The 13,026-nt window shown below is 53.8% G+C and carries 14 protein-coding genes; 2 read left to right on the forward strand and 12 right to left on the reverse strand.

The genetic code is table 11. The annotated features are described in order from the left end of the window. The first annotated feature begins 5 nt into the window (after positions 1-5). Positions 6-1,808, forward strand: coding sequence for a mechanosensitive ion channel family protein (locus QJQ48_RS05725; RefSeq protein WP_346290243.1), 1,803 nt, complete (start codon positions 6-8; stop codon positions 1,806-1,808). A 41-nt stretch (positions 1,809-1,849) separates the two neighbouring features. Here QJQ48_RS05725 and QJQ48_RS05730 read toward each other — a convergent pair whose 3' ends face one another. The 7 genes from QJQ48_RS05730 to QJQ48_RS05760 all read right to left on the reverse strand — a co-directional run bounded on the left by QJQ48_RS05730 (position 1,850) and on the right by QJQ48_RS05760 (position 7,402). After that, complete coding sequence (locus QJQ48_RS05730) at positions 1,850-2,509, reverse strand: phosphoribosyltransferase (RefSeq protein ID WP_346290376.1); 660 nt, start codon at positions 2,507-2,509, stop codon at positions 1,850-1,852. Positions 2,510-2,585: 76 nt separating this feature from the next. Beyond that, the gene (locus QJQ48_RS05735) at positions 2,586-3,503 is read right to left on the reverse strand and encodes an alpha/beta fold hydrolase (RefSeq protein WP_346290244.1); all 918 of its coding nucleotides are present in this window, start codon (positions 3,501-3,503) and stop codon (positions 2,586-2,588) included. Next, a complete protein-coding gene (locus tag QJQ48_RS05740) occupies positions 3,503-4,291 on the reverse strand; it encodes a coiled-coil domain-containing protein (protein WP_346290245.1) in 789 nt (262 codons plus the stop codon). Before QJQ48_RS05740 ends, QJQ48_RS05735 begins: the two co-directional genes overlap by 1 nt. Positions 4,292-4,613: 322 nt before the next feature. Further along, the gene (locus QJQ48_RS05745; RefSeq protein WP_346290246.1) at positions 4,614-5,666 is read right to left on the reverse strand and encodes a DNA topoisomerase IB; all 1,053 of its coding nucleotides are present in this window, start codon (positions 5,664-5,666) and stop codon (positions 4,614-4,616) included. Positions 5,667-5,680: 14 nt separating this feature from the next. Further along, positions 5,681-6,217 carry a hypothetical protein gene (locus QJQ48_RS05750; protein WP_346290247.1) on the reverse strand — a complete coding sequence of 179 codons (537 nt, stop codon included), beginning with the start codon at positions 6,215-6,217 and terminating at the stop codon, positions 5,681-5,683. Between the two features lie 95 nt (positions 6,218-6,312). Further along, positions 6,313-6,873: a type 1 glutamine amidotransferase domain-containing protein gene (locus QJQ48_RS05755; protein WP_346290248.1), complete on the reverse strand. Its 561-nt coding sequence runs from the start codon at positions 6,871-6,873 to the stop codon at positions 6,313-6,315. A 154-nt stretch (positions 6,874-7,027) separates the two neighbouring features. After that, on the reverse strand, positions 7,028-7,402 hold the full coding sequence (locus QJQ48_RS05760; protein ID WP_346290249.1) for a BON domain-containing protein: 375 nt from the start codon (positions 7,400-7,402) through the stop codon (positions 7,028-7,030). A gap of 172 nt (positions 7,403-7,574) precedes the next feature. On the opposite strand from QJQ48_RS05760, the gene QJQ48_RS05765 reads away from it, so the two are divergent. Then, entirely contained in the window at positions 7,575-8,225 is a 651-nt protein-coding gene (locus QJQ48_RS05765; protein WP_346290250.1) for a cyclase family protein, read from the forward strand. A gap of 4 nt (positions 8,226-8,229) precedes the next feature. On the opposite strand, the gene QJQ48_RS05770 is transcribed toward QJQ48_RS05765, so the two are convergent. From QJQ48_RS05770 to QJQ48_RS05790, 5 genes are all read right to left on the reverse strand, one after another. Further along, positions 8,230-8,715 (reverse strand): T3SS (YopN, CesT) and YbjN peptide-binding chaperone 1, encoded by a 486-nt coding sequence (locus tag QJQ48_RS05770; protein WP_346290251.1) that lies wholly within the window; start codon positions 8,713-8,715, stop codon positions 8,230-8,232. Between the two features lie 7 nt (positions 8,716-8,722). Beyond that, complete coding sequence (locus QJQ48_RS05775; RefSeq protein WP_346290252.1) at positions 8,723-9,505, reverse strand: ATP-binding cassette domain-containing protein; 783 nt, start codon at positions 9,503-9,505, stop codon at positions 8,723-8,725. Continuing rightward, complete coding sequence (gene devC, locus QJQ48_RS05780) at positions 9,502-10,680, reverse strand: ABC transporter permease DevC (RefSeq protein WP_346290253.1); 1,179 nt, start codon at positions 10,678-10,680, stop codon at positions 9,502-9,504. Before devC (QJQ48_RS05780) ends, QJQ48_RS05775 begins: the two co-directional genes overlap by 4 nt. Positions 10,681-10,689: 9 nt before the next feature. Next, the gene (gene devC / locus QJQ48_RS05785; RefSeq protein ID WP_346290254.1) at positions 10,690-11,838 is read right to left on the reverse strand and encodes an ABC transporter permease DevC; all 1,149 of its coding nucleotides are present in this window, start codon (positions 11,836-11,838) and stop codon (positions 10,690-10,692) included. Further along, positions 11,835-13,026, reverse strand: a 1,192-nt coding sequence (locus QJQ48_RS05790; RefSeq protein ID WP_346290255.1) for an efflux RND transporter periplasmic adaptor subunit, incomplete at its 5' end; no start/stop codon positions are given. The genes QJQ48_RS05790 and devC (QJQ48_RS05785), both read right to left, overlap by 4 nt.

Genomic DNA, 13,026 nt, shown 5'->3' on the forward strand with positions numbered 1-13,026 from the left:
TCGACATGGCTTTTTTCCACTTCATCTATCCAGCAAGTGGTAGCAGCTTTCGCCGCAAGCGACGATGGCTGGCTGCTTTAGTTGGCGTCTTGGTCAGCATGACCTTAGTTCTGCTGCCTGTGACGTCTACAGCCCAGACGGAATCCCCAATCACAAATGCAATTCCGCAGGCTGTGGAGAATTTAGTCCCGCCTAGTCTGCAGGATCTAGCGGTTTTCAACAGCGATCTCAATTCAGCTCCGGTCGATCTAGATGGTCGCACTATTTTCTACGTAGCGGCCCCGATAGAAGGAGAAACCGACAATGAGGTGATTTCAGCCGCGAGGCGTTCTTGGGAGATTGAACAGCGGCTGCGAGAGTTTGCCCAGCAGGACTACAGCGCCGAGAGCCTACAGGTAACTTGGGAAGTAGAAGAGGCCAGCAACCAGCCCATTATTTATATCAACGGCAATTTTCTGATGACGGTGACGGCGGCTGACGCTCAGCTCAGAGGTTTGCAAGATCTAACTATTCGCGCCCAGGAGCTAACTCGCTTAATCCGCACGGCTCTTATTCGCTTTAAGCAAGAGCGTCAGCCAGCTTACCTGCGACGACAGCTTTACATTGTTGGCGGTGGACTGATTTTGGCTGTGCTCCTCAGCTTGGCGATCGCCAGCCTACAGCATCTCTTAGGGCGGCGGCGGCGTAGGTGCAATCAGGCTCTCAGTCAGTTTGAGACTGCGCTCGCCTCCGATCCCTCTGCTGACAACTCAACAGCTTTGAGAGAGCAACTGCACCACCGACAGCAGTTCAACATTCTAGATGTCCAGCGACGACTGCTGATCTTAGGACAGATTGTGCTGTGGGTTAGCGCTGTTATCTTAGTCATTGGCCTGTTTCCCTACACGCGCTGGATACAGCCTATTCTGCTAGATATTTTGAAGCTGCCCGTCAAGCTAGTGCTGCTGGTTGTGGCGCTTTACAGTCTGATTCGGCTGGGCAATGTGCTCATTGATCGCTTCTGTATTGCCCTGCAGGATCGAGCCAACTGGGTGCCAGAGCGATCGCAGCGGCTTTCGCTACGCCTGTTTACTTTTTCACAAATTGCTAAAAGCATCATGGCTTCGGCCCTGATTGCCATAGGGTTTTTAGTGGCGCTGTCTATGGTGGGGGTCAGAATTGCGCCGCTGCTGGCAGGTGCTGGAATTTTAGGTTTAGCGATTTCATTTGCCTCCCAAAGTTTGATCAAGGACATCATTAACGGCTTCTTGATCGTTTTAGAGGATCAGTACGGCGTCGGTGACGTAGTGGTGATTGGTGAAGTGGCGGGCTTTGTGGAAACGATGAATTTGCGGATTACGCAGCTCCGCAATGAAGAAGGCCGTTTGATTACAATTCCAAACGGACAAATTGCGGTGGTGCAGAACCTTTCTAAGGAATGGTCGCGAGTCGATGTCACTATAGCGGTAGATCCCAAAGCTGATTTAGATCGGGCGATTGCCGTCATTGATCGCGTTGCCCATGAAATGAGCCAGGATAGCCGCTGGCAGCCCCTGATTCTGGAGCCGCCGCTGATGTTAGGGGTAGATCGTCTAGATCACTTTGGCGCAGCTATTCGAGTCTGGATCAAGACGCTGCCGCTAAAGCAGTGGGACGTGGCCCGCGAATACCGCAGACGGCTGAAGCTTGCCTTTGATGTTGCTCACATTCCCATTGGGGTGCCCCACCAGTTTGTGCAAATCAATGCGCCCGCAGCTGGCAGCGGTCAGAGCGAACAGGTGGGTAACAGCCACGTCAATGGCTCATCCTATTCAATGACGCATCAGTAGCTCTGCGCGCCGGGGGACCTTGGGTTTTAGGAGGCCAGCTTTTAGGAGGCCAGCGTCGAAGTCATTGCTTGCGACAATAGCTGTTGCACTTCCTGATCGCTGGTCTGCGAAAAGTCTTCGTACCACAGGCTAATGGAGTAAAGGCTGTCGGGAAGCTTCAGGCAGACAAGATTATCGACCTGCGGCTTTAAGACGGCCGCAGTCGAGCTAGGCGCAACGGGGACTGCAACAATGATTTGAGCCGGGGACTGATACTTAATCGCCGCGATCGCTGCTCTTATGGTAGAGCCGGTAGCAATGCCGTCGTCTACTACGATCACGGAGCGATCGCGTAGATGGGGAAAAGGCCGACTGCCGCGATAGCAGCGATCGCGACGGGCCAATTCTTGCTGTTCGTGGCGAGTCACCTGCTCTACTGCCTGCGGGGACAGATCGAGGCTGGCGAGAATTTCCTGATTGAGAATGCGGATATTAGGGCTAGCGATCGCCCCCATTGCCAGTTCTGGGCGATCGGGCACGCCCAGCTTGCGCACAAGGCAAAGATCTAGCGGCACCTGTAAAGCTGTGGCTATCTCGTAGGCTACAGGCACGCCCCCCCTGGGTAAAGCCAGGACAATCACGTCTGGGCGCTGAGCGTACTGAGATAGTTTTTGGGCTAGCTGTCGGCCTGCGTCAGTCCGGTTATGAAACCGTTCTTTCATGGCGATCGCCCCCTTTACTATTAGCTTATCGTTTTCCTGGGTCTGTGCTGTGACAGGTAACAAAACGCCAAAGGGTTCATGCAGCAATTACCGGAGACTCTACCTGCTCTAGCTCACCCATAAAGCGGCGCAGCAGGCCCGCTGTCACAGCCGGCAGCTCTAGCTGGGGCGTAAAGCCCACGTCGTCCCACTGATAAAAGATGCGTACGGCCTGCGGATTCATTTTGGCTAAGCGACTGCCTACCTCCGGCCCAGTGTACTCAGTCGATCGCCCCCAAATCATGGCGGTGGGAATAACTAGCTGTTCAATATACTCTGTCAGATCAAAGCAAAGGTCGCCCCGAACGAAGGCTAGGGCCGCATACTCGGCGTTAGGCTGCTGGGCTGACTGCAGGTAAGCTTCGACCATTTCGGTATAGACCCGATCGCCTTGGGCAAACTGTCGCTGTTCTAAGAAACTGCGAATACCGAAACTGGTCGCTACGCCTGTCTTATAGAGAAACTGGTCGATGATGGGGGTGCCGGCGAGCTGGGTAAAAAAGTTGTCGCGGTAGTTGTTGTTAAACTCCAACAGGCCCGCCGCTGTAGTCAAAATCAGCCAACGAAACAGTTCTGGCCGGGCGATCGCGGCGCGAATCATAAACGCGGCTGTCAGCGCCGAAGCAATAACCCGCGTCGGTCCCTGGCTCACCTGGGGCAAAAACTCCAAAATTGCGGTGATGAAGTCTTCAGGAATGTACTTGCGTTCTGGGTGAGCCGAGCGGCCCCAGCCAATCAGGTCAGGGGCAATGATGCGAAACTCGGAGGCAAACGCCGGATAGACCTTTGACCATTCGTAGGCGGAAGAGCCACCGCCAAAACCGTGAAAGAAGACCAGCGTTTCAGCGGCGTCTGACAGGGTACTTTGCCAGGGTTCCGCTTTGTTGGTGTAGTACACCATTTCCCCCAGCGTCGTCGGTACCGCTTCTTGGACAAAGCCTTTAGGAATAAACATTACTTCAGAGAAGAGTTGGAAGAGTCGCTATCGGTCAAAACGCTGGAAGACGTCTGCCAGAGTTCGCGCAGTTTACGCTTGATATCTTGCTCTTTGCGGGCTAGCGCCTGACCCGCCTCAGCCAGCTTTTGCTGAAACTCAGAATGCTTAGCCTGGACGTTGCTGCTGAGTTCTTCACCCTGAGGTCGAATGCCTTCGTACCAGCTATTGGCCTTGTCGAGGTGCTGCTGAATATCGTCGTAGCGCTCGCCGTAGCGGGCTGCTAGATTGGCCTGCAAAATTGAGAGCTGGGTTTGTAGCTGGGCGTAGCGCTTTTGCAGTAGGCTAGCCTCTTCGCTGTTCTTGACGGCGGCGATAGCTGAGGCAATGGTGTCTTTCAGCTCGCTAGAATTTTCCTGCGTGGTGAGCTGCACATCATCTAAAATCTCTTCCGCCTCAACTTCAATCGCTTTTTCTTCTTCAGCAATCTTGGTCTGTAACTGCTCAATTTCAGCTTGGGTTTGAGCAATAAACTGGCGGCGTCTTTGACTGATGGCTTCTAAACCCCCTTCTAAAGAAGCTTCAATGTCAGACCTTAAATCACTGCCGCGATCGCGGAAAGAATCTACTACAGCAGCGATCGCATCTTTGAAAATAATCCGAATTTCCTGCGTTCCTTCCTTTAGCTCAGCTGACGCCTGAGACACCGCGTTGCGCACAATATCTTTGAGGCGATCGCCCCGTAGCTTGCCTGTTTCTTTGGCCTGCTGAATATCAGTTTGAATTCGATCTTTAATATTGTCAGCCATAGTATTTTGCCTAAGTTATCTAAAAAATTTACGAATCTGCTTAAAATGCTTGTGATTAAGTACGTGGCCATAAATTCACGTAGCGTAACGCCTCGAAGCTTAGTAGAACGGCGCGTTGTAGCTTCGCCTACTACACCCGACAGCATCGTTTGCCTTTGGCCATTTACTTAAAAGCTGTGAAAATAACAATTCAATTGAGTTAAAGAAGCTTTGCTAAGCTCTATCGGGGTACAAGACTGCAGGTAATATTGCCCTCTTCATCTAGGGTGGCGCAATTTGTTCAAAGCGAACTCTTCCAGAGGACAGAAAGGTCTGAATTGCTTTAGGTTTTGTCAAGTTTTTTCAGAATTCTGAGCACGGCAGCTTCGGGGGGGCGCAGTTGGACTGGGTTCTCAGCCGACTTGGCTGCTAGCGCCTCTTTCACAATAGGAATCAGCCAGTCTTCGCTGTAGGCTGAAAGTATGCCGGGATGCACGTAGTATTTGCGGCAGGTAGCAGCGCGATTACCGAGCTGTTTAGCCACGGCTTTGATAGCCTGCACAATGTTGTGCTGGGCGCGTTTTTCAGTTTCAAACGGGCCTAGCTTAGTCAGCTCCTGGGCTGCTAATACCGTCCCGGCCCAGGTGCGAAACTCCTTGGCGGTGAAATCTTCGCCAGTAGCCTGCCGCAGATAGGCATTGACGTCGCCGGAATCAACCGTTTGGCGATCGCCCGCCTCATCGAAATACTGAAACAGCTCGTAGCCCGGAATATCGCGGCAGCGCTTAACGATTTGGGCCAAACGCGGATCGTCTAGCTCAATCTCATGCTCGACGCCGCTTTTGCCGCGAAACTGGAACCGCACGCCCTGCTGGGAAAACTCGACGTGGCGATCGCGCAGCGTTGTTAAGCCAAACGACTTGTTCTCCTGAGCATACTCCGGGTTACCAATCCGGATCAGCGTGGTTTCTAGCAGCCTGACAATCGTGGCTAAAACTTTTTCTCGCGAGAGCTGCGGACTTTGAATGTGCTGATCGACGTGGGATCGCAAATCCGGCAGTACTGTGCCAAAAGGCAGCAGGCGCTCAAACTTGGCCTGGTTGCGCACCTGACGCCACTGGGGATGGTAGCGATACTGCTTACGGCCTTTGGCATCGCGGCCTGTGGCCTGCAGGTGTCCCTGAGGGTCTGGGCAAATCCACACCTCAGACCAGGAGGGCGGAATAGCCAGCGCATCCAAGCGATCGCGCACCTGCTGATCTTGTATATGCTGACCCTCGGCATCGAGATAGGTAAAGCCCCGTCCCCAAGGACGCCGCTCAATACCGGGGTCGGCATCGCTGACATAGTGCAGTCCTGCCTGCTGAGCTGACTTTTCAGGATCAACAAGGGGCAAAACTGTCTCCTTACTTAGGCGCGACGATTTTGATTGAGGTACTGACCGGCCATTGCCATCGCATCGCCAATGTCAAAGTCGCCATCGCGATCGGTATCGAGGAAAGCGCTGAGCACCGAGTTGCTTTGGCGCGGACCAGACTGGCTCACGGCTCCGGTCTTCAGCAGGTTGAGGATAACGGGGACTAAAATTGGCAGCATGGCCTGAATCGTACCGGCATTTATCCCCGTTTTTTGGGATGCTTCCTGTACTATTTGACCTTGCTGCTGCGGGTTGAAAAGAGCCTGGACGGCGCTTTGATTGGGGGAGACGCCGCTGTAGCGGTTGACCAGGGATTCAGCCTGTTCTTCACCCTGAGTTTGCCGCGTTTGCTTCAGGTTGGAACGCACATAGCCGCCTACGATGGAAGCTAAAGTTTGGGTGGTGGCGGGGGGAACGCCCTGGCTCTGAGCTAAGGCTTGAACCGTGCTAAGGATGCTGTCAATCTGGCCGGTATTGGCTTCTCGCTCCGGGCTATTAACGGCGTCAACAATGCGATCAAAAAGTCCCATAAGAATTAAGTTCTAAGTAAGAATGGCAATTTTAGTTGGATAGGGGTGCACTAGCGTACACCCCCAGAATTATCATAAAAGTCGTCTAGGCTTAACTAAGCTGAAACAGGTTGCTTAGTGGCGGCGATCGCTTCAATCATCTTTTGATTGAAGGCCGGAATATCATCCGGATTGCGGCTAGTAATCAGACCGCGATCGTTCACGACTTGCTGATCAACCCAGAGACCGCCTGCGTTTTGCAGATCAGTCCGCAGTGAAGGCCAGGAGGTGAGTTTGCGGCCTTTAACGACATCGGCCTCAGCTAATGACCAGGGGCCGTGACAAATCGCTGCAACAGGCTTGTTAGCCTCAAAAAACGCTTTCACAAAAGCGATCGCTTTTTCATTCACCCGCAGTTGATCGGGGTTGACGGTGCCACCAGGCAGCAGCAGCGCGTCATAGGCGCTGGCTTTGGCTTTTTCCAGATCTACGTCTACGGGGAAGTAGTCGGCCTTGTCATAGTGATTCCAACCCTGAACGCGATCGCTCTCTGGCGACACAATATGGGTTTCAGCGCCGGCCTTGTCAAGGGCTTCACGGGGCTGGGTCAGCTCTACCTGCTCGAAGCCATTCGCCACGAGGATAGCGACTTTCTTACCGGTTAAGTCCTGTGCCATAAATAGATTTCCTCTCGTATCATCATTGTCAAAACCATTTAGAGACAATGGCTTTGCGTCTAAGCTCGATTAGAACCGTCCCTCAAAGGACTGGAAAAATTCAAGCCTAAATTTTGGTTATGCTTGATAGCTGCAGCGGCGGTATCGTGGCGGGCTAGCCAACTGTTAGACCGCTGGTATCGACTTCAGTAGCGCCTTTAACCCGGCCAGCCACGGCTGCCAGCTTGTCAACGATAGCCTGACTGGGGGCCTTTCCTTTCAGCACCACCTGACTGCTGAGCTGAGCCACATAGACAGTTTCAATATCATCCAGCTCAGGATCTTGATCAAAGGCAACCGCCACCCGCTTAGCTAGACCACTCTGGTCATATTTGCCGTCAGGGCCAAGACGCTCTAACGGAATGTCCTGCGTCTGAGCCGTGCGAGTATTGACAACCGAATCTTTGTCAGGCTGCTTCACTTTTTGCGCGATCGCTGCCTGCTGAGCAGCTTTCTCTTCCTTTCCAAAAAGTCGGCTAAACCAGCCCATATAAATTCACCCTTAGTTTTTAATCAATAAGCTATTAATAAGCGTTCTTCTATTAGACAAAATCGAGGCCGTTATTGACTTCCCTCATAGGAGTGAGACTGAGTCAGCCACTGGATATATGCGGACGATCCCGTTCCTCGCTAAGGTCTAGAAGTTCTGTGCAAGGATAGCTATGTCTCAGCCTTCGACCCAGTGGATCGATATTTCCATGACCATTCACAGCGGCATGGCCTACTGGCCTGACAATCCGCCTGTAGAAATTACCTCTAGTCAGTGTATTGCTCACGGCGATGTCTGCAACGTCTCTCAGCTCTCCCTCGGTTCCCACACGGGTACCCACGTAGACGCGCTGCGCCACTTCATCAAAGACGACCTCGGTATTGATGCGATGCCGCTGGAAACTACTATCGGCCCGGCCCGCGTAATTGCGATTGAAGATCCAGAGTCTATCAAAGCGGCGGAACTGAAGCGTCACAATATCAAGTCCGGCGAGCGCTTGTTGTTTAAGACCCGTAACTCTGAGCAGCCTCAGCGGACTGAAGAATTTATGCCAGATTTTGTCTACATCGCCACGGACGGAGCGGAATATTTGGCCGAGCAGCAGGTACGGCTAGTGGGGGTGGACTATCTCTCGGTGGGCCAGTATCAGGGCAACGTGGTTGAGGTACACAAAGCGCTCTTGGGTTCCGGGGTTTGGGCTATTGAGGGGCTGATGCTCAAGGACGTTGCCCCCGGCGACTATGAGCTGATTTGTTTGCCGATCAAAATTGCCAACGGCGATGCCGGACTAGCCCGCGCTGTCCTCCGACCGCTGATTGGCTAAGCCGCTAGATTTCAACAGAAGGGCGATCGACTGCTCGCTGACCGCCAAAGCGAGCGGCGATGATGTCGTCATAGGTGTCGGCGATGGTCACTACTGACAAGATACAGGTCTGCAGCTCCATTAGATCCATGTTTTCGCCACCGAGAACGCTTTCGGCAAAAAGCACCTGACCGGCTTCATCCACGTGAAAGGCCCCAAAACGCATCCGCCGATTTTCCAGCAGTAGAAACTGGAGCAGCTCGCATTCTAGATTGCTGCCCAGAGTGACACAGCTAGTGGCTCGCACAATAGCCAGATCTGCGGTTTCCCAGGGATGAACCTCCCAGGGCAGTACCTCCACTTCCACCATCGTAGAGCCGTAGAGAATGTCAAACTTGGGCTGATGGGGATGAACACGCAGCGTTTCCTGAAAGAGCTGAGCCTGAGTGAGGTAGTCGGATACCTTTTTGTGAGTGAGCTGCTGTACCTGGCTGGCAAATTCTATAGACATGCAGGCTTTACATAATAAACATGCGGCGGTCGAGGCTCTTAGGATCGTGGGAGCTGACAAAGTTGCTTAAATCCTGATCGGACTCTAAGCGGCCATCCACGAGATTAATAATGCGATCGGCCACGTCGAGGATGCGGTTGTCGTGCGTCACCATCAATATGGTGCGCTGCTGCTCTTTAGCTAGCTTTTGCATGAGGGTCACTACGTCGCGGCCCGATTTCTTGTCTAGGGCGGCGGTGGGTTCGTCAGCCAGGACTAGTCGGGGCTGGTTGACTAAGGCACGGGCGATCGCCACTCGCTGTTTTTGCCCCCCTGAGAGAGAATTGGGTTTGTAATCGGCTCGATCTTTCAGTCCTAGCTGGGTCAAAATATCGAGGGCCTGTTCATGCTTGGAGTCAAAGTGGCCCAGCAGTTCCACCGCCATTTCTACATTCTGGGCGGCGGTGAGTGAGGCAAACAGGTTGTGTGACTGAAAGATAAAGCCAATATTGCGCCGTACCTGCACCAGTTGGCGGTTAGCCAGTCCCACCAGTTCGTGACCTAATACCTGCAGGCTGCCGGAATAGGCAGAGCGTAGGGCCCCAATCAGCGTTAGCAACGTGGTTTTACCCGATCCCGACGGCCCGGTCATAATTACAATCTGACCCGTCGGCAAATCCAGATTGATATCGAACAGTACCTGCTTGCTCAAGTCCCCCTGACCGAAATAGTAGTTGAGGCCACGTACTTGGACAGCCAATGAGGCCCCCGCCGCTGCCGGCGAGCCTTCTATTACAGTGACTTTGCTCATCCAAATACCTCCGCGGGGTCAGTGGACTGGACTTTGCGCACCGCGATCGCCCCAGAAATTAAGCACATGACAAACGTCATGCCGTAGATCATGACAATCCGCTGCAGCGTCATCTGAAACAGCAGTCCGGTTGCCTGCCCTGCCAGGTTGTAGACCAAAGTTGCCACTAAAAATCCAGGAACAAATCCCAGTAGCGACAGTACCAGTGCCTCTTGCATGACGATGCCAAACAGAAAGCTGTTTTTGTAGCCCATTGCCTTTAATGTGGCATATTCCGCCCAGTGATCGGCTACGTCGGTGTAGAGAATCTGATAGACCAGGATAATCCCTACCACAAACCCCATCGTGGTGAGCAGGCTAAAGACAAAGCCAATATTAGTGTTTTCCTGCCAGTAAGCTCGTTCTCTAGCCACAAAGCCGTCCGGGCCATCGCGGGGCAAAATCAGCACATCGTTGGGAATGCTGTCCTGCAAGACCGCCACCAAGCGATCGATGTTGGTGCCTGGTTCTACTTTGATCAGCCCCACGTCGGCAGTAGCAAAGCTGCGCTCCTCTTCCTCTGGGCCGCGATCGGCAAAATAGCGCAAAAAGTTGAGATCGCTCATGATCAGGTTGCCGTTGCCAGAGGCAAAGTCAGTCCCCAAAGAGTAAGTACCGACAATCTGTACCTGCCGCTCAGCCAGTTCCGACTCGATCCCCGTTTGGGTCGGGCCAACTTCGGCGCGGGACTGGGTATCAATAATGGCTGTGTTGGGCAGCTTTAGCGGCTCTAAATGAGCCACCACCTCTGGCAGCAGCAGCACCGGATCTTCAAGATTAAAGGCCAATACCCGCACCGGGCGCGTCTTCTGAGTCTCTGGATTCTTCCAGTTGGCTTCACTGATGTAGATGGGATAGGCATCAGCTACTCCGTCATAGGCTCTGGCCTGGTATAGCCGCCGCCGGGCAAAGGAAATCGGCACAAACATGTTGGACTTGAGCCGATTCACCATGACAATCTCGCCATTGAGCTGGTTGAGCAGCTGGAGCTGACTGTCGTACAGGGCGTTCATAAAGCCTGTAAACAGGAACATCAGCAGCACGGCAAAGCCAACGCCGCCCAGGGAAGTCAAAAATTTACGGCGATCGTGAATCAGGTTCAGAATGGCGAGGGGCGTCCGTTGCCAAAACCGCATAGTGACCTCTTAAGCAAACACATCTGCCGGATCGGCACTCATGGCCCGCCGCACCGAGATCAGGCCAGAAAGTCCGCACATCAGCACCGTCAAAATCAAAACAAAGACTACCCGCCCTAAATTCATGCTGACAGGCAGGCTGCCCGCAGTGGCGCTCACCGTCAGCCGATACAGCACTAGGGACACTAGCAGCCCTGGCACATATCCCATCAGGGCTAGCAGCGCCGCCTCCTGCAGCACGACCTGAAACAGATAGCTATTGCGATAGCCCATTGCCTTCAGAGTGGCATATTCCGGCAGGTGATCGCGGATATCGGTATAGAGAATTTGATAGACAATTACTGTGCCAACAATAAAGGAGACAATGACGCCCAGGCTAAAGATGAAGCCGATGGAGGTCGTCTGAATCCAAAAGGCGCGATCGCGCTCAATAATTTCTTCCTTAGTCAGCACCAGCACGTCTTCTGGCAGGTGATCCTGCAGCACTGCCACCGTCCGGTTAATTTCAGCCGTTGGTTCGAGCTTGATTAGCCCCAGATTGATTAAGTCGAGCGGGCGGGGATCAAAAAAGCGACGAAAATTTTGGTCGCTCATAATTAGGGTGCCATCAGCGGCAAAACCGCCTCCCAGGGTGTACTGACCGCCAATGGTGATGCGGCGGCGATCGGCCTCGGTTTCTAGACCAGTAGTTTGGGGGCCAAACTCAGGCCGAGACAGACTATCAATCAGCACCACGTTAGGCTGCCGCAAGATTTGTTTAGCCGCTGGGGTTTGCAGTTCCGGCATCGTAAACACCGGATCTTCCGGGTTGATGCCATAGACAAACAGGGCGCGGCTGATACGGGTTTCTGGGTTGCGCCAGAGCATATAGTCGGCATAGAGGGGCATCGTTTCCTCGATGCCAGCAATGCCTGCCGCCTGATAGAGCCGCTCAATGGGAAAAGGCTTGGTGGAGCTAATTTCTAGAGACTGGGGCGAAATGAGAAAAATCTCGGCGTTGAACTGGCTGTAAACATTGGTCGCGGTGGTAATCAGCGCCCCTAGAAACCCCAGGTTCATGAAGATCAGCAGCACCGCGAACGAAACCCCGGCGATCGCGACCAGCAGGCGCGTCCGCTCATGCAGCAGGTTATGCCAGGCCAGGGGAATGCGGTTCATCCGTCTGCTTCCACATCGATGATTACATCTACCTGGAGGTTAGTTAGTCCGGCCACAACTTCGCTATCGGTCTCGCTGACGCGGATGCGCACTTCCACCACGCGGGCGTCGGCGTTGGCAGCGGGATCATCATCTAAAATATCGTTCTTAAAAATTTGCAGCCCCACCTGAGCCACCGTACCGCTGAGAATTTCGTCAAACGCTCCGTTGCGGCTGACAATTTGAGCGGGCTGGCCGACCTCGACTAGCCCCACATCGGTTTCATAAACTTCAGCCACCACAAACATTTGCTCTGTATTGCCCATCGCCATGAGCGGCTCACCCGTAGCGATCGCCTCTCCCGGCTGCACCAGCACGTCTAAAATCTGGCCTGCCTGCGGTGCCCGCACTATCGTCAGCGCTAGCTGAGCTTCTGCCAGAGCCAAATTCTGCGCCGCTGATTCTACTTTGACCTGAGCCTGAGAAAGCTGGAGTTGGGCTTCAGCCGAACCAATCTGGGCCTCGGCGTTACGCATGTCGGTGAGGCGATCGCTTTCGAGCTGAGCGCGGGTAGCGGTGGCACTATTGAGTTCTTCCTGCAGCCGATCCACCTCTGTTTGCTTTTGGTCGAGTTCTTGCCGGGCGATCGCCCCGCGCTGGTAGAGCTGCCGGAAACGGCTCAAGTCGGTGCGGGCTAAGGCCAAATCCGCTTCTAAACTTTTAATTTTGGCCGCCTGTGCCGCCACGGCATAGGTCTGGGGCTGATCAAGCTGCTGATAGCGAGTCTGGGCTTCCTGAATTTGGCTCTGGCCGGCATTGGTTTCGGCAGCGAGCAATGCTTGGGCTTCCGCCAGTTCGCTAGCGGCTAGATCGCGCTGAGCTAAACGCACCTCATACAGATCTAAATAGGCCAGCACCTGCTCTGCTCCTACCGTGTCACCTTCGGCTACCAGGACGCGGCTGATCCGCCCCCCTTCAGAAGCAGCTATATCCACCACCCGGCCCTGAGGTTCAATCCGCCCCAGCGCCGCCACCTTAACCTGCTGGGGCGGGGTCACCACTTCCTCTTCTAAAGCGGCCTGCCGCGATGTAATTAGCGATCGCGCTGTCCAAAACGTCACGCCGCCGACAAAAATTAGAGCGCCGATGAGCAGCCAAACCAGATTGTTTTTGAAGGGACCTTGCGACTGATTTACGTCCATACTGCCT

Source organism: Sphaerothrix gracilis Ecp01, assembly GCF_030405905.1.
Taxonomy (GTDB): domain Bacteria; phylum Cyanobacteriota; class Cyanobacteriia; order Phormidesmidales; family Phormidesmidaceae; genus Sphaerothrix; species Sphaerothrix gracilis.

Coding starts and splice junctions, on each gene's coding strand:
- devC (WP_346290253.1), bottom strand. CDS start 10,680: ATGCGGTTTTGGCAACGGACGCCCCTCGCCATTCTGAACCTGATTCAC.
- devC (WP_346290254.1), bottom strand. CDS start 11,838: ATGAACCGCATTCCCCTGGCCTGGCATAACCTGCTGCATGAGCGGACG.
- QJQ48_RS05740 (WP_346290245.1), bottom strand. CDS start 4,291: ATGGCTGACAATATTAAAGATCGAATTCAAACTGATATTCAGCAGGCC.
- QJQ48_RS05735 (WP_346290244.1), bottom strand. CDS start 3,503: ATGTTTATTCCTAAAGGCTTTGTCCAAGAAGCGGTACCGACGACGCTG.
- QJQ48_RS05755 (WP_346290248.1), bottom strand. CDS start 6,873: ATGGCACAGGACTTAACCGGTAAGAAAGTCGCTATCCTCGTGGCGAAT.
- QJQ48_RS05765 (WP_346290250.1), top strand. CDS start 7,575: ATGTCTCAGCCTTCGACCCAGTGGATCGATATTTCCATGACCATTCAC.
- QJQ48_RS05760 (WP_346290249.1), bottom strand. CDS start 7,402: ATGGGCTGGTTTAGCCGACTTTTTGGAAAGGAAGAGAAAGCTGCTCAG.
- QJQ48_RS05775 (WP_346290252.1), bottom strand. CDS start 9,505: ATGAGCAAAGTCACTGTAATAGAAGGCTCGCCGGCAGCGGCGGGGGCC.
- QJQ48_RS05770 (WP_346290251.1), bottom strand. CDS start 8,715: ATGTCTATAGAATTTGCCAGCCAGGTACAGCAGCTCACTCACAAAAAG.
- QJQ48_RS05725 (WP_346290243.1), top strand. CDS start 6: ATGGCTTTTTTCCACTTCATCTATCCAGCAAGTGGTAGCAGCTTTCGC.
- QJQ48_RS05750 (WP_346290247.1), bottom strand. CDS start 6,217: ATGGGACTTTTTGATCGCATTGTTGACGCCGTTAATAGCCCGGAGCGA.
- QJQ48_RS05730 (WP_346290376.1), bottom strand. CDS start 2,509: ATGAAAGAACGGTTTCATAACCGGACTGACGCAGGCCGACAGCTAGCC.